Genomic DNA, 17629 nt, shown 5'->3' with positions numbered 1-17629 from the left:
ACGAGGGGCTGGACGTCCTCGTGGAGGCGGATCCGGCCGAGGCGGGGCAGGACGATATGCCGCCGGTCATCGAGGCGGATGGTGCCGGTGGTGAACTTGCACGCCGGACGAGCCTTCCGCTTCGACTTGAAACGGGGTCTGCCCATCCGGGCGCCCTTGCGCTCGCCGCGCCGGGACGTGGCGTAGTTGTCGAACGCGGCGGCAGCGTTCGCGAGGCCGGTGTTGTAGGCCTCCTTCGAGTTCTGCGCCCACCACTCCCGCAGGAACGGGTCGTTGTGTTTGGCGACACGGTGCAGCTTGCGCCGATTCCCGTTCAGTCCCGACCCGACCTCGGTCACAACCTCGGCAACGGCGAGCCCCAGCCCGATGGCTCCCTGGACGACACGGGAGACCTGTCGGTCAAAATCCGCCTTCTGGTCGCCGGACGAAACACGGCAGTACGCCACCGTCCGCCCGACGACCTCGGGAGCGGACTCTTCGACCAGCCACATACCGGACGGCGTCCGCACGACCGGGACCGGCATACGGCCCTCCTTCGCCCAGGCCCACGCGGTCTGGTAGTGCACGCCATTGCGCGCCGCCCACTCGGAAAGCTTCACGCAATCACGATAAAGACTGATGAAGGCAGACAACTACCGATGATGCGACTGTTGTTCACCCCTGCCGGGCCTACGGCACCCTGTGGTAGCCCGTTACAGGGAAGCACGACGCCTCACTCCCTCCGTGAAACGCCCCGCCCGGGGGCGGGTTCGCGAGGGATGTCCTGCCCGGTGAGGTGCTGCGCGAGCACGCCAGCACCAGGTCTGGCAGATCGCGCGTTCCTCCGAAGGGAGCAGGTGCCTCACACGAGTCCCGGAAGGTTCTGCGGAGACCTGAGGGTGTTCTCCGGGCCGGGGGTGTGGACGGTCCCGTACTCGCGGGCGAAGCGGTTGGCCTCCGCGGCGGAGCCGGTCATCCGGTGCAGCCACAACCCGTCCGCCACGGACGGGGATCTGCTCAGGCGTCAGATGCAGCCGCCACCGTTCGATCCCGTGATCGCACGACGCCGAACGGACCTGCTCAGCCAGCCCCTCGGCCGGCGGAGCCCGCCGTCCGCCGGCCCCCTCGCGCCAGGCAGGCGATCATGGTCTCAGGGGCGGGAAGGTTGGCGTAGAGTGGAGGAATCCGACGCGGGGTGGAGCAGCTCGGTAGCTCGCTGGGCTCATAACCCAGAGGTCGCAGGTTCAAATCCTGTCCCCGCTACTGAAACCTGAGGGGCCAGCACGATGCGCTGGCCCCTCAGGCATGTCCAGACCCGGGGCGCGGCAGCACGCTGGGCGGATCAGTCGTCCGACCGTCGCAGGTTCAGGAGGCGGCGCGTGCGGTGCGTTGGAGCGGCGGTGTCGGCATGGCAACGGTCAGGTGGTTCCACAGGTCCAGCAGCAAGGTCGGCCGGCACGCCGGGCGCGGGGCGAAGCCGGCCGGTTCTGTTGGGCCGGCTGGTCAGCGGGCGGCGTGGGCGCGGGCGGGAGCGGTGGTGAGTACGGGGTGCAGGACCCCGGTGCGCAGGTGGGCGACGAGCGGGGTAGCGAGGCGGCCCATGAGCAGGCTGGCCAGGTAGGCGACGGGCAGGGCGAGGAGAGCGGCGCCGAGGACGTCGTGGGGGTAGTGGGCGCCGACGTAGACGCGGGTGAAGCCCTCCAGTACCGCGAAGACGGCGGCGATGGCGGACAGGCGCCGGTCGAGGAGCCACAGGGCGGCCACGGCGGCGAACGCGGTGGTGCTGTGGCCGCTGGGGAAGGCGTAGTCGGTGCGCGCGGGGCAGGCGTCGACGAGGTAGGCGTGGGGCAGCGAGTAGCACGGCCGCACCTCCGCAACCAGTTTCTTGGCCACCTCGGCGACAGCGAAGGCAACCACCACGGCGGCCGGCGCGGCCAGAGCCAGGGCCATCGACCGGGCATCGCGACGGCGGGCATTCCACCAGCCCATCAGCATGAGCACCGCGAACACCCCCAGGCCGGCGTTGGTCCACAGCTCGATCGGGGTGTTGAGCCATGGGGTGTCGCGGGCGAAGTCGGTGACGGTGGTGAACAGCGAGCCGTCGACGGAAGAGCCGTCGAAGGCGAGCTGGGCCGCGGACTGCACTGTCATCAAGCGGGGTCTCCCAAGGTCGGGGCGTGCTGGCGGGCAGCACCCCATACATCTACAGGCGTGTAAAACTTATGGGCGGCGTGCGCCGTTCCCGGGAAAGCGGGCGTTGACCGCGCATGCCGCGCCCGGAAGGCATGGCAGACTCGGTACGGGAACTTCGACGAGTGTGTAGAAGTTCTACAGGACTGTAGATGATGAACGAAAGGTATCCAAGTCATGAACACCGGCCCTGCCCCGGGTGAACGCAGACCAGGCGGCGCGCTGGAGGCCGAGGTCCTGGCCCTGCTGCAGGCCTGTCGGCAGGCGCAGACCCCGGGAGAAGTACTGCAGCGGCTGGGGGACGATCTGTCCTACAGCACGGTGGTGACGGTGCTGTCGAGGTTGTTCGACAAGGGGCTGCTGGCCCGCAGCAAACAGGGCCGCGCCTACGCGTACGCGCCGGTCGCCGACGCCCATGGACTGACCGCACGACGCATGCGCCAGGTACTGGAGTCCGACCCGGACCCCGAAGCGGTCCTCTCCCGGTTCGTGGAGGACCTGCCTGCCCGGGATGAGCAGTTGCTGCGGCAGCTGCTCGGCGACCTTCCGGACCAGGAGTGAGCCGGTGGTGATGCACTTGCTGATCTACCTGCCCCTCCTCTTCCCCGTCCCGGCCGCGCTGGCCGCACGGCCGCTCGCCGAACGACTGGCACCGTGGCTGGCCACGTGGCTGCTGACCACCTGCGCGCTGGCGCTGGCAGCGCTGAGCTGCGTGGCCCTCGGGGTGCTGGTCGTGGCGGGCTTGGTGCGGCTGCCGCTGGCCGCCCTGGTGGGCGACTGGTCGCTGGCCACCGTGCGCGCGGGTGACTCGGTGTCGAAGATCGAGGCCGCCGTCGCGGGTGCGCTGCTCGTGGCCGCAGTGCTCGCGGGGGTTCGGATGCTGTGGCGCCGGATCCGGGCGCTGGCCGCCGCGGCGTTCGAGGCGGCCTGCCTGCCCGGGCACGGCCAGCTGGTGGTCGTGGACGACACGGTCCCCGACGCGTACGCGCTGCCCGGCCTGCCCGGCCGGGTGGTGGTGTCCACCGGCATGCTGGACGCTCTCAACGACGCCGACCGCAAGGCCATGCTCGCGCACGAACGTGCCCACCTGGCCTGCCACCACTACGCCTTCGTCGCCGCCGCCCACCTGGCCGCCGCCTGCAACCCGCTACTGCGGCCGGCGGCTGCCGCGGTCGCCTACACCGTGGAGCGCTGGGCGGACGAGCGCGCCGCGACCACGTGCGGCGACCGCCGCCAGGTCGCCCGCGCGGTGGGCAAGGCCGCCCTGGCCACGACCCACCACCCCGCCCGCCGACGGGTCCCCGGGGCCGTCCTCGGACTGCTCGGACGCCGCCGTTCCGCACTGCACGGCGCCGGTCCCGTGCCACGCCGCGTCGCCGCCCTGCTCGCCGAGCCGCACGCCTACTGCCCGCCGCTGAACTACCCCATCCTGCCTCTGGCCGCAGCCGCCGCCGTGGTCGGTGCCAGCGCGCTGTGCGCCTTCGCCGCCGTCCATGACCTGCACGTTGTCCTCAAACTCGCCGGCGCCGGCTGACCTGAAAACCAAGCCCGCCGATGCCCCAGACGATCAGGAAGGACCCGCCGGTGTCGACCACCGCCCCACGCCCCGGACAACGGTCGGAGCGGGCCCGGCTGTGGCCCCTGTACGCGGCGGGCTTCACCACCGCGTTCGGCGCCCACAGCGTCGCGGCGAACCTGGGCCGCTTCACCACCGGCCACCACCAGTCGCTCCTGGTCCTGGGTGGCCTGCTCGCCCTGTACGACGGTGCCGAGGTCCTCCTCAAGCCCGTCTTCGGCACCCTGGCCGACAAGGTCGGCCCCCGCCCGGTACTGCTCGGCGGACTGCTCGCATTCGCCGCGGCCTCGGCCCTGTTCGCCTTCGCCGACAACACCTCATTGCTGTGGGCGGCCCGTCTGGGCCAGGGCGCGGCAGCCTCCGCCTTCTCCCCGGCCGCCTCCGCCCTGGTCGCCCGCCTCAACCCCGTCGCCAAGCACGGCCGGGCATTCGGCTCCTACGGCTTCTACAAGAGCATCGGCTACACCGCCGGACCGCTGCTCGGCGGGGCGCTGGTGGCCGGTGGCGGACTGCCGCTGCTGTTCACCGCCATGACCGCGCTGGCCGCAGCCGTCGCCGTCTGGGCGGTCGTTGCCGTCCCCGCTGTACCACCCCTGCCCAAGGCCCGACAAACGGTCGTCGACCTCGCCAAACGGCTCGGGCAGGGCAGTTTCCTGCGCCCGACCACAGCACTGGCACTGGCTACCGCGGCCCTGTCGGCCGGCGTGGGCTTCCTGCCGGTCACCGGCGCCGCCGCCCACCTCGGGCCGGTTGCCACCGGGGCAGCCGTCTCCCTTCTCGCGGCCTGCGCGGCCCTGGTCCAGCCCCGGGCCGGAGCCGCTCTCGACCACGGGCGCATCACTACCGCGACGGGCATCAGCGCAGGGCTTGCGGTCACCGCCGCCGGACTCGCCGCAGCGATGCTGCCCGGCCTGACCGGCCTCCTTCTCGCCGCGATCCTGATCGGGGCCGGCACCGGCATGATCACCCCGCTCGGCTTCGCCGCCCTGGCCACAGCCAGCCCCGCCGAACGGCTCGGCCAGACCATGGGTGCCGCCGAACTCGGCCGCGAACTCGGCGACGCCGGCGGCCCCCTCCTCGTCGCCGCCGTGGCCGCGGCGACCACCCTCACGGCAGGCTTCGCCGCCCTCGCAGCCCTGACCGCTGCAGCAGTCCTCGCCAGCCGGGTCGGCGACGAACGCGGTGTTCCCCGGCTCCGGCCGTAGGACTCCTTGTTCTCCCAGTCGGCGACCCTTTTCTCATCACTGCGTACGCAGTTCCTCCGCCGCGCTCGGGCCCGCGAAGAAGGCCCGGTGTCGCCACGCCGCGATCGGTGCGGCGTCCATCGGGCGGGTGATGGACGGCGCGCTGCAACGATGCGGCTCAGGTGGCCTGCGGCCAGGCACGCAGCAGGTCGGCGATCCGGGCGGCGGTGCAGGAGGGATCACGCAGCATGTCGCGCAGGGCGACGGCGTCCTCGCGCGTGGGCTTGACCGGGATCCCGGAGGCCTCCAGATACATCACGCCGGTTGCGGCGGCCACGGCCATGTTGGAGCGCTCGAGCCAGCGGCAGCGTCCGAGGATGTGCACCAGCGCGGCGGCGCGGGCGTAGGGGCCGGCGTAGACGGGACTATCCAGTAGCTCGGCGCGGTGGCAGGCGACTGCGGCCACCGGCACCCCGTAGTCGTCGGGGGCGGGATCTGCCGCGCCCGCGATCTCCGCGACCTGCAGAATCCAGGGGACGTCGATGTACAGGTCCATTACGCGGCGTGTGCCGCCGAGGTGGGACGGTCGGCGTCTTCGGCCTCGTCGAAGACGCCCTGGTGTTCGTCGAGGAAGCGCCTCGCCGCGTCCAGGCCTCGCTGCCGCAACCCACCGACGTCTTCCCGCACGAGAGCAGCGATGTAGTCGCCGACGCTCATACCGCGGTCCTTGGCTCGAGCCGTGGCAAGTTCCGCGATCTCGTCGTCGACGCGCCAGCCCTTCTGTGTCTTCGCCATGTCCTGATGGTAACAGCTGGTACCAGGCGGTGGAGTGTCCTTCTCCCGGGCGTGCCGACGGGACTAGCTGCCGGACAGGACCGTGAGCGTCCGGCGGCCATGGACCGGATCCGACGGTCGGCGGAGGTGAGAACTTGGGCGAATGCGTGAGCAGGGCATTGTCGATGCCGGCGGCCATGGTGGCGACAGGCCGATCACGATGCACAACCATGCGTTCACCTTGACCGACCTCTTGCAGCCCCGCTCACGGAGACTGGGCCGTCGCAGGGGCCTGCTGCTGTCCGTCTGACTGCGGCTTCGGGGTCAACACGGTTGCCGGGTGCTCGATTCACATGCCCGAACCGGCAGCCTGAGAACGTGGCAGGCCGGTCAGCCGTCCCCGGCTCCGGGCCGACCCGGCCTCGGGGTGGGTGTTCACCTCAGGAGTCGTGCCGATCAAGCCGGCAGGCGCTAGCGCGTAAGGGGATGAATCCGGCGGGGCTCACCACGGGCTTCAGCAGGTTGTCCCAGAACGGATCCTGGCCGACCGGCGAAACCACGCTGAGCTAGATGCTCTCGACGGTGCCGAGACCAGCACAAGGGCAGTGCGAGGACGGTGGGCGAACGAAAGCATCGCTCAGGATGAGTACGGGGACTTCATACGCGCGGGGCGCCCGACAGACACCCCAAGGGCGCCCTCGGTCTGCACCGCAAACCGGCCGCTGAACGCCAGCGTCACCAATTGCTGTCGGAGGCCCCTTCGAGCCCCCCGGCCGTATCTCCACTCACCTCGACCGCCACAAGAGCCGCTGACCGTACTCCATTTCACACGGCGCCCCGTGCCAACGGCGGAACAACCGGGGATGGTTAAGCAATCATCTGTGACTGCGGAGCGGCGGTGTCCCCAGGTCACACCTCCAGCCCATCGAGACAATCTTGGCTGAAGCCCTGGCTGGTCTCCCCCGTCCAGCCAGGGCCTCCCACTGCCCGGACGCCCATCGGCGAAAACGCTCCGTGCTGCCTCGTCGACCAGGACACAACGGAAGCGGACAAGTCTTTACTGGGAGCAGCCGCCCGGGCACATGACGGTGACGGTGCCGGAGGGGTGATCGGCCGAGCCCTGGTAGCCCTGCGCGTGCACAGGATGATGCACGCTGCTCGTCTCCCAAGGAGCAGGGAGCGCCGACGCGGCCGGGGCCACGGCTCCCATCACCGCAGCCGCCACGCACAGCACGGCCGTCGCCCGCATACGCACACGCATGAAGTCCTCCTTCGCTCGACTGCTCCGCATTCTGGGTGGCCGGGAGTGAGAACGGGGCTCGTTTCGACGACGGCCGAATCGTGCCGCGGGCTACAGGCGACCGGCGCGCTGCCGGACCATGGAAACCGCCCGAAGGGAAAACGACCTTGTACGCGAGCCACAGCCAGTGACCGCAAAGCGGAGTGTGTTCACGAGCAACACCAACGAGCCGCCGGGACAGGCGCACTGAACCACAGCGGGCCACGCTCGCCGAACTCGGCATCGAAATGAGCATGAAGGAGGTCGCCACCTCGGCCGGTGGCATCGGGCCGGAAAGCGCGATCAAGGAGGTGCCGTTCACCGAGAACTGGCACGACGGCGTACACGGCCTGGTCAATGAACGCCTGCTTCCGCATGGCCGGGTACCTTTCCCAGCAGAGTCAAGGAAGGCACGGCGCTTATGGAAGACCGGTGCGGTGAAGCGGCACAACAGGCGGAGCGTGTTCTACGGGTCGCTGACGGGCGCGGTCGTGGCGGCCATGGCGGCCGGCGGCTGCGGCGCAGGGGGTGGCAGCGCAACCGGTCCGGCCGCCACCTCGTCGCAGCCGGCCCCCAGCACCGCACCGAGCCCCGCCGCCTGGCAGAAGTGGGGTCTCACGGCGCTGCCCGCTCCCCCGAAACCCCCGGCCGACAAGCCCGTCAAGCTCTCCGCCACCGGAACCGTCCCGGTCTTCGAGCACCTACCGACCTCGCAGGAGGTCGTGTTCATCACGATCGACGACGGAGCGGAGAAGGACCCCAAGTTCATCGAGATGATGAGGGACTTGAGGATTCCGATCACGATGTTCCTCATGAACGACACCATCAAGTCGGACTACGGGTACTTCAAACCACTGCAGGCGATGGGTAACCACATCCAGAACCACACCCTGCACCACCCCGCGATGAACACCCTCCCGTTGGCCCGCCAGAAGGAAGAAGTGTGCGGCGACCAGAAAATCCTCACCCAGCAGTACGGCACCGCACCGCTGCTGTTCCGCCCGCCCTACGGCGCATACAACAGCGACACACAGACCGCGGTGGGGGAATGCGGTCCCCGGGCCATCGTCCGGTGGCAGGAATCCATGCAGATCACCACCATGCGGTATCAGCAAACGGACAAGAAACTGCGTCCCGGCGACATCATCCTCGCCCACTTCCGCGGGCCCAAGGAACTCAAGGGCACCACGATGACGGAGATGTTCGGCAATCTGCTCAAGCACATCCAAAAACAGGGATTCACCGTGGCGCGCCTGGAGGACTACATCCAGCCACCGACTGGGTGAGACCGTGGGACGCACCCCACCGCCGCGCCACGGTCCCGGCGGTGGGGCCGTTCAGAGGCGATCGAAGCAACTGGGCCGTGTCCGTACCGGTACGCGGTGCAGTTCCGCGGCCGCGCGAGGTCATTGGCGGCGGTGTGACTCACCAGCCGCACGGGTGAGGCGACGGCAGAGCGCCAGACGGGCGGGACGGTTTCACTTGAGGATTTCCAGCATTCGGTTGCCCAGGATCGCGGCCGAGGCCGGGTTCTGCCCGGTGACCAGGTTGCGGTCCTCGACCATGTACGGCTCCCAGATCGGGCCGCGGCTGAAGTTGACCCCGACCTTCTCCTGCACGTCGGTCTCCAGCAACCACGGCGCCCTGGAGGCCAGCCCGACGCCCTCCTCCTCCTCATTGGTGAAGCATGTGACGTTGAAGCCCTTGAACGGCGACTCGCCGTGGATCCTGGTCGCCAGCATCGAGGCGGGGGCGTGACAGACGATGAACAGCGGGCTGCCCGAGGTCAGCTGCCGCGTCAGCAGCCGTCCGGCGTCGGCGTCCCAAGCCAGGTCCGACATCGGACCGTGACCGCCTGGGAGATACACCGCGTCGTAGTCCTCGAGGCGGACGTCCGACAGCCGCAGCGGCCGACGCATCACCTCCGCTGAACGGATCACGGCCTCCAGTTCGAGGGCGCTGTCGTTTCCGCCGACCATCTCGGGGCGCAGGCTCATCATGTCGACGGTCGGGATCACGCCGTTCGGGGTCGCGACGACGATCTCGTGACCGGCGTCCGTCAAGATCTTGTACGGGTTAGCGAACTCCTCGGCCCAGTAGCCCGTCGCGTACCTCGTGCCGTCCTTCAGCACCCAGTAGCTGGCACCGCTCACGATGAAAAGCACCTTGGCCATGGCAAAGATCCCCTCTCGCACGCGCATACGTGTCCGGCGGGACGACCAGTGACACGACTCGCCGCCGACAACCCTCCCCCGCCTTCCACCCTAGGCATATATGCAACGATTCGCCGCTTCAGCGCATTTTCTGCGCGGACCGTCTGGCGGAGTACTTCTGGCGGGGACTCCGAGCGGGGAGGAACCGGCGCGTCTGGAGTGCTTCGTACCGGGCTGCCCGTCACCCTCTTCGGTCTGTTCGTCGTCGCGTCCTTGGTGCCCTTGCATCGCACTACTGCACCGACAGCGGGGAAGCCCCAAGCGGCCGAGTCGTCGCTGTGACGGCTTCTTGCATCGTGAAACGTCAGGAAGGATGCATCCGCCGGGCAGAGGTCGATCAGGCTGCTCGGGCGACGGTGACGGGTTCGAAGTACGTCCGGTTACGCCGCCTACGCCCTCCTGCTCGGCGTCACCCTCTGCGTCCTCATCCGCCGCGCCCTGTCCCCTGTCGGCCGTGGCCACCATCCTCGCGGTCTTCACCGCCGTCCAGATCGCCGTACCCCTGCGGATCCGGCCCTACCTGGCCCCTTCCACCACCATCACCGTCCCGTTCGCCCTCCACGCACTCTTCGCCACGGTCGGCGACACTTCCTGAGGCCCTCCGCACCTCCAGATCCCCCACCTGGACACCATCCGCCCCACGGCCCAGGCCATCACGGCCGCCCTGCTCATGATCTTCAAACTCCGCTGGAGCGTCCCGCGCACCCTCTGCATCTGCGCCGCGCTCGGGCTGGTCACGGCCGGGGCCACCGCGCTCTGGTGACGCGGTCGACGAGCCGCGCAGGAAAGCGCGGCCGGCAGCTCGGCGAAGGCCCGACCGAAGGTCCCTGGCTGAGCCGCCTCGTCACGGAGCCCCCGCCTCGGCCGGCGACACCACGACACAGGCGATCACGGCGTGGGCTGAGCACGGGCAGCATGGGCCAGCACCTGCCCTGATCAGGCAGCTCCGGACGCCGATGCAGGGTCGGGAACCACCCAGCAGACCCCCGCCAGGACTACCCGTCCTCCACCAGCCCACCTCCGGCCTCAACGATCCCCTCACCGCCATCGACTTCAGCAAACCCCCCGCCCTCCCTCAGGACCTCGACCGTCTCGGCACCACACCCGGCCTGCGTCCCACACTCCAAGCGGCAGGCCGAGACAACACGGCCCGCTACCCACTCAGCGCCACCGCCACAGCCCTGACCGGCTTCGGCACAGTTTCTGTGATCGGCACGGTAGAGACATCGGCGAACTGACCAGCCACCGACATCACTGCGTGCAGCCGCACGCGCCTTCACGCAACGCTCATGTGATGAGCAAGGAGATGACATCCAAGCCGACGAGCACAACGAGGGCAGGGCCCAGCGGCCTGTCCTGGCTACGTGGTGGGCTCCGCTCGATGGGGCGGAGCTCCGGGTGGGCACGCAGCGCGGTGATCTCTTCGTCCGGGCGTACGACGGGCGCAGTCTCAGTAGGCGCTCAGCCGATGGCCAGCCGAGTCCCGACAGCTGCCAGATCCCCCCTCCTGACAGGCGGATCTCGACGCTGCCGTCACGTGTGTACGCAGCCGCACGCAACTGTTCCCACGGGAGGTGCCTCGTTCTCCAGGCGTCGGTCAACCAGAGGCCCGTGCTGTCCGCGGTGACCCGCCAGTTGAGGAAGACGGCCGCCGAAAGTGGTCACAACTCACAAACTATCGCATCGACTATTGGCTATCTGCGGGTAGTTGGCCGCGATCGACGATCTGCCCTGGCGGCGAAGTGTCGGAATGTCTCGTGCCGGATGGAAGTCGGATCCGACGTGGCGCTGAGACATGCAGGTCGCACCTGCGCCTCGTTCGCGTTGAAACACCGACGCTTGGAAGGCCAAGTGGCCGCGCCGGGAACAGCCGGGCGGGTCGGCGCGGTTGCATCGACCGAGGGACCGGCGCCGCACGGGCGGGGAACACGGGGACCACAAGGTCGTCCGCCCCACCAGGATCCGGGCCCCGGGATCGCTGTGCGCCCGGCGCGCTACTTTGACCAGGACGTATTTCTGCAGGAGGACTGTTTCATGACTGACCGGCCCTTGACGCTCATGGCAGTACACGCCCACCCCGACGACGAGGCGACCGGAACCGGAGGGGTCCTGGCGCAGTACGCGGCGGAAGGCATCCGCACGGTTCTCGTGACGTGCACCGACGGCGGTTGCGGTGACGGACCGGGGGGTGTCAAGCCGGGCGATCCTGGGCACGATCCGGCGGCGGTCGCCTTGATGCGCCGTCAAGAACTTGAGGCGAGCTGTGACGTCCTGAAGGTCAGCGATCTGGAGATGCTGGACTATGCCGACTCCGGGATGACGGGCTGGCCGAGCAACGACGCCCCCGGATCCTTCTGGCAGACCCCCGTGCAGGAAGGCGCGGCCCGGCTCGCGGAACTCATGCGGCACTACCGACCTGACGTGGTCGTCACCTACGACGAGAACGGCTTCTACGGCCACCCCGACCACATCCAGGCCCACCGCATCACGATGGCGGCGCTGGAGATGACCGCGCTGACACCGAAGGTGTACTGGACCACGATGCCCCGCTCGATGATGCAGCGGTTCGGCGAGATCATGCGCGAGTTTCATGAGGACATGCCGGAGCCGGATCCTGCCGAGGCGGCCGCGATGGCCGAGATCGGCCTCCCCGACGATGAGATCACCACGTGGGTGGACACCACCGCGTTCAGCGGTCAGAAGTTCGACGCGTTGGCCGCGCACGCCAGTCAGGGCGAGAACATCTTCTTCCTCAAGATGGGCAAGGAGAGGTTCGGCGAGTTGATGGGCATGGAGACCTTCGTACGTGTCCAGGACGCCACCGGCGCGGCCATACCCGAGAACGATCTCTTCGCCGGACTGCGCTGATCCACTCCGCCCGGCCGGGAAAGCGCGTCGACCGCACGGCGCGACCGAGCGGGTCACCCACCCGGAGGCTTGTCCACGCGAGTTCCGCTCCGGTAGCCCGCGTCCAGGCCCTCGCCGACGGCGTCCACGCGCCCGCACTTCCGACCCGACACTGTGCTCGTCCCCAAACCATCTGGCAACCGCACAGGTGTGAGACCTGCGGGCTGCTGACTCGGAAGGTGCGCGACAGCCCAGGTCGCAAGCCCGGCGGTCTGTCCGATCAAGACAGACCGCCGAGGAAGCGCCACGAAGCTGAGGCTCCGATGTCCGACACGCCGTGAGGCAACGGAAGAAGCAGCAGGTCACGAGGGTGGTCTCCGACACCAACCGCGAGACCCTACAACCAGCTGTGGGGTCTCAAATTTCACTGCACAGTCCCATAACTGACTGTGCATCAGCTGCACTTGTGCAACGGTGTCGAGACTCGCTGTTCAGCGCCGTCCGGTCTCAGTGAAGCGGGTCTTGTCGCACTGATCTGTGTACGGGGCGGCCGGTGTACGGGGCCGGGACGGGTTTGAGTGAGACGGTGTCCCGCTTTGGGGTGGCTCTTGTCCCCGGGACGTTCGAATCCATCAACTCGATGTTCTGCCAGCACGTCGCCGGATACGTCGGCTCCGACACCACCCGCCGTGGCCGCGACGTCCAGACGGTCTGGACGATCTCGGAGCTCGCCGATCTCTTCCACGAGTGGGTTGCCCCCCGGTGGCAGACCCGCCCGCATGACGCTCTGCCGGGGCACCCATCCCTTCACCGAGCTGGCCTTCATCGACGCCCGCGACTACCTGACCAGGTGGTTCACCGGTGAGCAGAGCGGAGAGCCTCTTCGGCAGAGGTGGAACCGCCGACTCGAAGTGCTGGGCGAGGACCCGTTCGGTGATCCCCACCGTCCCTCCGAGCCCCGAATCGAAGCGGCCACCTACCCCGAAGTCATCGTGCTCACCGGCCTGTTCACCTCCCCGCACCGGCGCGACCACCCCCAACTGCCTACAGAGGCAGCACGCCGTTTTGGCGTTGCTCAGACCCAGCTCGGGCCGGGACTGGTCCGGAAACTGCCACCTTCACTGCGAATCCTGGAGCAGGGCGTCTCACCACCCTGACAATGCCCAGCTCAGGAACCACCGGTCTCGCCATGATCGATGAGACGCGAACCCGGCGCCGCGCTCAGCCCGCCCCGAAGCCCGGGCCCCCACGCTCTGAGTCGCAACCCAACCTGTCACCCCCCAGGTCAGCGGCCCTCTCTCGTCAAGATCCAATGAGACGGGGCAAGCGCATGCGCCTTGAGGCACTGGCCCACTGCTGCCAAGGCGACAGGGGGTTGCCATTACACCCCATCCGACAGGCCAGGCTCCCGATGTGGCACAAAGTGCCTGATCACACAGGGGTGCGGGTGTTATCGTCCCTCGCATGGCTGAACTGATCGCTCCCACTGGACGGCTGCATTCCTCGTGGCTCACGGCGCGTGACGAGTGGCAGCCTGGTGCTCACCAGGACGGGGCTGGCCTGCGTCTGGTTGGTGACGATGACCTCGACAGCCCGGAAGGGTTCGTCTCATGGGTTGAGCGACTGCGACAGCAATCGGACCGGTCGCTGCCTGTCGGGGAAGGCCGCGTCCACGCTACCCATTGGTGGATCGTCGACGGCGAGACGTATCTCGGGGCCATCGACCTTCGGCACTATCTGAACGCCTTTCTGTTGGAAGGGGGCGGACACATCGGCTACAGCGTTCGGCCTTCCGCCAGGAGACGCGGACTGGCCTCGTGGGCGCTGGGAGCGGTTCTGCTCAAGGCGCCGGCGCTCGGTCTGGACCGGGTCCTTCTCACCTGTGACGACGGCAACGTCGGCTCGGCGCGGACCATCGAAAGCAACGGCGGCGTCCTCGAAGATGTGCGCAGCACCGAAACCGGGGTCAAGCGCCGCTACTGGATCACTCTCGACGACGCTGGTCACAGCCATTCATTTATGGCTGCGACGAGGACGGTCGCCTCGTAGCGGACCGCGAGCTTGTCGTACCTCGTGGCCACGGCGCGATGTCTTTTCAGGCGATTGATGCCGCACTCGACCGCGTGTCTCGCCTTGCAGTCCCCGGGGTCGAACTTCGGCGGACGGCCGCCGAGCGAGCCGCGCTTCTTGCGGTTGCGGGCCTGGTCAGCCTTGTCCGAGATGGTGCAGCGGATGCCGCGCCGCCGCAGGTAGGCGCGGTTCTTCCGGGAGGCGTACGCCTCGCCGCGGTGATGTGATTGCCGGCGAACTTCGACATGTCGAACTTCAGGTACGACCGTGCCGTGTCCGTGCCCGCGTCGTACGTGCCCGACTTCAGCTCCTGCGAGGAGACCTGCGAGTCGGGGCAGCCCGGGTTCTGCACCCAGGTGTCCGTGGTCACCGCCGAAACCGTACGAGTACACACGACGGCCGCCTCATGATCGATTCCTTGGTCCGGAAAAGACGCGGTCGCCGCCCAAGTTGAGAGCGAATTCGATTCTCGTCACCCGCTCCGTATGAAACCCCAGGTCATTGGCCTGGGGTTGTTTGTTGTGCAGCGCAGGGCAGGGCTGCGCGCAGTACCTCACTGCGGACACGCTCCCCGACGGCTGCCGAATCGCCGGCGTCGGCAGCCTCGGCGTCGGCGCGCTAGCGGCCGGCCCCTGGTGTGATCTGCTGGTCGATGATGTCGCGGAGTTGGCGACGGCCGGCGATGCCGAGCTTGGGATAGGAGCGGTACAGGTGTGAGGCGACGGTGCGGGGGGACAGGAACAGACGGTCGGCGATCTCGCCGTTGGTCAGGCCGTGTCCGGCAAGGACGACGATCTCGCGCTGTTGAGCGGTGAGGCCGTCCAGCGCGCCCGGGGCGCCCTGCGGGGCTTGCACCGTTACGCCGCAGGCACGCTGCTCGGATTCCGCGCGCCGGGTCCACGGTGCCGCCCCTAGACGGCGGAACGTTTCCAGGGCGGTCACGAGGATGGGCTTGGCGTCGTTGATCCGTCGCTGCCGGCGCAGCCATTCCCCGTAGTCCAGCTGTAGCTGGGCCCGTTCGAACGGCCACGTGTCTCCGGTGGGATCGGCCAGGGGCGCGGCGAAGTCGGCTTCGACGCTGTCGGGCTCGGCGAGCAGTCCGCGGGCCCGGGCCGTGAGTTGTGCCAGGCGCGGCCCGGGCGCGGGGTCCACGCGAGCCAGCGCGCGCTCCAGCAACGTACGCGCTTCGAGGTGCCGTTCGGCGCGCACCGCCACAGAAGCGAGGTCGGCGACGGCGAGGTACGAGAAGTGATGGTGCAGGGGTGTGCCGTCGGCGGCGAAGAGCCGTCTGAGCTGCGCGTACGCGGTCACGTAGGTGCCCTGGGCCAGCGCGGCGAGACCTGCCGTCTGCCAGATCCTGGCGGCGAACCCGCCGTATTCGGAGGTGTCCACGGCGGCGCGCACGCGGGCCAGCAGCGGTGCCACCTGGTCGTGTTCGCCGCGCATGGCCGCCACGATGGCGGTGGTGAGGTCGGCCGAGCCCGCGACGGTTTCCATCTTGTAGGCGGCGGCGATGTCGCCCGCCTCTCGGGCGGCGGCGAGTGCGTCGTCCCAGCGCCCGCTGTCTACGCATGCCCATTCCAGTGCCGACAGCACGCCGCCGCTGGCACCGCGGACGCCCGGGGCGCGCAGTCGGCTGAGGGCTTCGCGCAGCACCCTGACCGCCAGTTCGGTTTCGTTCAGGACCCAGGCCGCCGCGCCGAACGTACCCGGGTCCGAGAGGGATCCTCCCGCCGTACGCCGCAGGCGGGGGACGATGTCGGCTCTTTCGCCGAACGGGTCCGTGCAGGCCCGGATCCAGATCCGGTACTCGTCGGCGCGGCCGGCGGGCCAGTCCTCGGCCGACGGCGGTGGGCCGTCCCGGGAGTCGAGCAGGTCGAGGGCGGCACGCGCCCTGGCGCAGACTTCGGGGAGTCCGGTCTGGTGGGCGACCGTGGCGGCCATCCAGGTCGCCTGCCACGCGATGGCCGGCAGCCTGGGGGATGCCTCGGCGGCGACGGACAGGAGTGTGTCGAACGCGTCGGCGTTGCGGTTGGACCACAGCAGCGACCAGCCGATGTCCAGCCGGGCGGCGATGCGCAGGTCCGGGTCGGAGGTCAGTGTGAGTACCTTGCCCGCCAGTTCGCGTACCCAGTCGGCCTGTCCGGCGGGCAGCGCGAGTTCGGCGGCGGCCAGCAGTCGCCGGGCCTTGTCGGGTTCGCCGGGGCTGAGCTCGGCGGCGCGTTCGAGGGCGCGTGCCGCCGCGGCGGCACCGCCGCGGCGCTGTGCCTGGGCCGCGCTGTCCTCGAGCAGTGCGGCCAGGTGCTCGTCGGGTTCCAGCGCGGCGGCCGCCAGGTGCCAGGCGTGGCGGTCGGGCTGGTCGCGGAGCGCGTCGGCGACCTGTCGGCGGGCTGCGGCCCGCTCGGCGAAGGGCGCGGCATGGTAGACGGCCGACCGGGTGAGCGGATGGGCGAACCGCGGGCCCGGCGTGTCCAGCCGGATCAGGCCCGCCGCTTCCGCCGGGGCGAGCGCGTCGGCGGAAAGCCCTGGTATCGCCGTGGTCAGGTCCGGGCTGTCGGCGGCCGCGGCGAGCAGCAGCGCGGATCGGGCCGCCGGGGGCAGGGTGACGTACTGGGCGGCCATGAGGGCGGTCAGCTGCCCGGTGAACGGCAGCGGCTCGGCGGTCCATCGACGCCCCGCGTCGGGATCCGCGGCGATCACCCGGGCCAGCTCGATCAGTGCCAGGGGGTTGCCGACCGCCTGGGTCAACACCTGTTCACGCAGCCGACCGTACGGCGGGCGCGGTTGCGCGTCCAGGAGCAGGCCGGCGTCCGGCCGGGTGAGTGGTCGCAACAGGAACTGCGGCAGGTCCCTCTCGAAACCGGCGGGAGGTACGTTCCCGCGGGCGCCGGCCAGCAGCACGAGCTGCTCCGATTCCAGACGGCGGGCGGCGAAGGCGAGCGAGTCGAGGGAGGCGCGGTCCAGCCATTGCGTGTCGTCGGCTGTCACCAACAGCGGCCGCTCGTCGGACAGCTCGGACAGCAGCGTGAGTACGGCGATCCCGGTGAGCAGGGCGTCGGGCGGCGCGGGGTCGTCGGAGAGCCCGAACGCACCGCGCAGCGCCTCGGCCTGGCGGGTCGGCAGGCGGGCCACGCGGTCCAGCACCGGGCGCAGCAGCTGGTGCAACCCGGCGAACGCCAGGTCCTGCTCCGACTCCCTGCCGGTGGTCGCCAGCACCCGCATCCCCGCCGCCCTGGCCTCGCGCTCGGCTTCGGCCAGCAGGACGGTCTTGCCCAGACCCGGATCGCCCAGGAGCAGCAGAACGTGGCTTTCCTTGTGGGGCGGGGCGATCAGTTCCCGCAGCAGTGACAGCTCCTCCCGCCGCCCGATCACGTTGCTGTCCTTGCGGGTCATCGCGGAAACGCCACCCTCACCCGGCCGAAAACAGGCCCGCGCACAGCCAAGGTGATCCGGACACGCGAGGCCGTGTGCAGTCAGGTTGCGGATACCGGACGGCCGCTGCGCGGCACAGGGTTGA

At 69.4% G+C, this 17629-nt stretch carries 16 protein-coding genes, 1 tRNA gene and 2 pseudogenes; 10 read left to right on the top strand and 9 right to left on the bottom strand.

From position 1 onward, the window contains the following. Positions 1 to 338: 338 nt before the first annotated feature. Together AAFF41_RS52050 and AAFF41_RS49230 are read right to left on the bottom strand one after the other, a co-directional pair. Positions 339 to 491, bottom strand: a pseudogene (locus AAFF41_RS52050) (hypothetical protein); the annotation flags it as partial. 350 nt (positions 492 to 841) lie between these two features. Next, the gene (locus AAFF41_RS49230) at positions 842 to 982 is read right to left on the bottom strand and encodes a DUF6417 family protein (RefSeq protein ID WP_343326139.1); all 141 of its coding nucleotides are present in this window, start codon (positions 980 to 982) and stop codon (positions 842 to 844) included. Positions 983 to 1168: 186 nt separating this feature from the next. Between AAFF41_RS49230 and AAFF41_RS49225 the strand changes: the two genes are divergently transcribed. After that, a tRNA-Met gene (locus AAFF41_RS49225) sits at positions 1169 to 1242 on the top strand. Positions 1243 to 1482: 240 nt separating this feature from the next. On the opposite strand, the gene AAFF41_RS49220 is transcribed toward AAFF41_RS49225, so the two are convergent. Continuing rightward, the gene (locus AAFF41_RS49220; RefSeq protein WP_343326138.1) at positions 1483 to 2130 is read right to left on the bottom strand and encodes a phosphatase PAP2 family protein; all 648 of its coding nucleotides are present in this window, start codon (positions 2128 to 2130) and stop codon (positions 1483 to 1485) included. A 216-nt stretch (positions 2131 to 2346) separates the two neighbouring features. Here AAFF41_RS49220 and AAFF41_RS49215 point away from each other — a divergent pair, with 216 nt between their 5' ends. The 3 genes from AAFF41_RS49215 (at position 2347) to AAFF41_RS49205 (ending at position 4950) form a co-directional block, all read left to right on the top strand. Beyond that, complete coding sequence (locus AAFF41_RS49215) at positions 2347 to 2730, top strand: BlaI/MecI/CopY family transcriptional regulator (RefSeq protein ID WP_054229580.1); 384 nt, start codon at positions 2347 to 2349, stop codon at positions 2728 to 2730. A gap of 10 nt (positions 2731 to 2740) precedes the next feature. Continuing rightward, positions 2741 to 3703 (top strand): M56 family metallopeptidase, encoded by a 963-nt coding sequence (locus AAFF41_RS49210; protein ID WP_343326479.1) that lies wholly within the window; start codon positions 2741 to 2743, stop codon positions 3701 to 3703. A 98-nt stretch (positions 3704 to 3801) separates the two neighbouring features. Then, positions 3802 to 4950, top strand: a complete 1149-nt coding sequence (locus AAFF41_RS49205) for an MFS transporter (RefSeq protein ID WP_343326478.1) — start codon at positions 3802 to 3804, stop codon at positions 4948 to 4950. A 157-nt stretch (positions 4951 to 5107) separates the two neighbouring features. On the opposite strand, the gene AAFF41_RS49200 is transcribed toward AAFF41_RS49205, so the two are convergent. The 3 genes from AAFF41_RS49200 to AAFF41_RS49190 form a co-directional block, all read right to left on the bottom strand. After that, complete coding sequence (locus AAFF41_RS49200) at positions 5108 to 5485, bottom strand: hypothetical protein (RefSeq protein WP_060898423.1); 378 nt, start codon at positions 5483 to 5485, stop codon at positions 5108 to 5110. Then, positions 5485 to 5724: a hypothetical protein gene (locus AAFF41_RS49195; protein WP_319753640.1), complete on the bottom strand. Its 240-nt coding sequence runs from the start codon at positions 5722 to 5724 to the stop codon at positions 5485 to 5487. The genes AAFF41_RS49200 and AAFF41_RS49195 overlap by 1 nt, the downstream gene beginning before the upstream one ends. Positions 5725 to 6760: 1036 nt before the next feature. Further along, entirely contained in the window at positions 6761 to 6964 is a 204-nt protein-coding gene (locus AAFF41_RS49190) for a hypothetical protein (RefSeq protein WP_343326137.1), read from the bottom strand. Between the two features lie 455 nt (positions 6965 to 7419). Here AAFF41_RS49190 and AAFF41_RS49185 point away from each other — a divergent pair, with 455 nt between their 5' ends. After that, positions 7420 to 8268, top strand: coding sequence for a polysaccharide deacetylase family protein (locus tag AAFF41_RS49185; RefSeq protein WP_415926040.1), 849 nt, complete (start codon positions 7420 to 7422; stop codon positions 8266 to 8268). A gap of 192 nt (positions 8269 to 8460) precedes the next feature. On the opposite strand, the gene AAFF41_RS49180 is transcribed toward AAFF41_RS49185, so the two are convergent. Then, positions 8461 to 9156, bottom strand: coding sequence for a type 1 glutamine amidotransferase domain-containing protein (locus AAFF41_RS49180; protein WP_319753642.1), 696 nt, complete (start codon positions 9154 to 9156; stop codon positions 8461 to 8463). 493 nt (positions 9157 to 9649) lie between these two features. Between AAFF41_RS49180 and AAFF41_RS49175 the strand changes: the two genes are divergently transcribed. From AAFF41_RS49175 to AAFF41_RS49160, 4 genes are all read left to right on the top strand, one after another. Further along, entirely contained in the window at positions 9650 to 9790 is a 141-nt protein-coding gene (locus AAFF41_RS49175; RefSeq protein WP_319753643.1) for a hypothetical protein, read from the top strand. Positions 9791 to 11229: 1439 nt separating this feature from the next. Next, complete coding sequence (locus tag AAFF41_RS49170) at positions 11230 to 12063, top strand: PIG-L family deacetylase (protein WP_319753644.1); 834 nt, start codon at positions 11230 to 11232, stop codon at positions 12061 to 12063. 758 nt (positions 12064 to 12821) lie between these two features. Continuing rightward, on the top strand, positions 12822 to 13199 hold the full coding sequence (locus tag AAFF41_RS49165) for a hypothetical protein (protein WP_343326135.1): 378 nt from the start codon (positions 12822 to 12824) through the stop codon (positions 13197 to 13199). Positions 13200 to 13506: 307 nt separating this feature from the next. Further along, positions 13507 to 14091, top strand: a complete 585-nt coding sequence (locus tag AAFF41_RS49160; protein ID WP_343326134.1) for a GNAT family N-acetyltransferase — start codon at positions 13507 to 13509, stop codon at positions 14089 to 14091. Here AAFF41_RS49160 and AAFF41_RS49155 read toward each other — a convergent pair. After that, positions 14046 to 14372: pseudogene (locus tag AAFF41_RS49155) on the bottom strand (transposase); the annotation flags it as partial. The gene AAFF41_RS49160 and the pseudogene AAFF41_RS49155 sit on opposite strands and share 46 nt — an antisense overlap. Here AAFF41_RS49155 and AAFF41_RS49150 point away from each other — a divergent pair. Continuing rightward, the gene (locus AAFF41_RS49150; RefSeq protein ID WP_319753675.1) at positions 14358 to 14522 is read left to right on the top strand and encodes a hypothetical protein; all 165 of its coding nucleotides are present in this window, start codon (positions 14358 to 14360) and stop codon (positions 14520 to 14522) included. The pseudogene AAFF41_RS49155 and the gene AAFF41_RS49150 sit on opposite strands and share 15 nt — an antisense overlap. 208 nt (positions 14523 to 14730) lie before the next feature. Here the strand turns inward: AAFF41_RS49150 and AAFF41_RS49145 are convergent, their stop codons facing one another. After that, positions 14731 to 17505 (bottom strand): helix-turn-helix transcriptional regulator, encoded by a 2775-nt coding sequence (locus AAFF41_RS49145; protein WP_343326133.1) that lies wholly within the window; start codon positions 17503 to 17505, stop codon positions 14731 to 14733. Between the last annotated feature and the right edge of the window lie 124 nt (positions 17506 to 17629).

This window comes from Streptomyces mirabilis (assembly GCF_039503195.1).
Classification (GTDB): Bacteria; Actinomycetota; Actinomycetes; order Streptomycetales; family Streptomycetaceae; genus Streptomyces; species Streptomyces mirabilis_D.
This window is presented reverse-complemented; position numbering and strand designations above follow the sequence as displayed.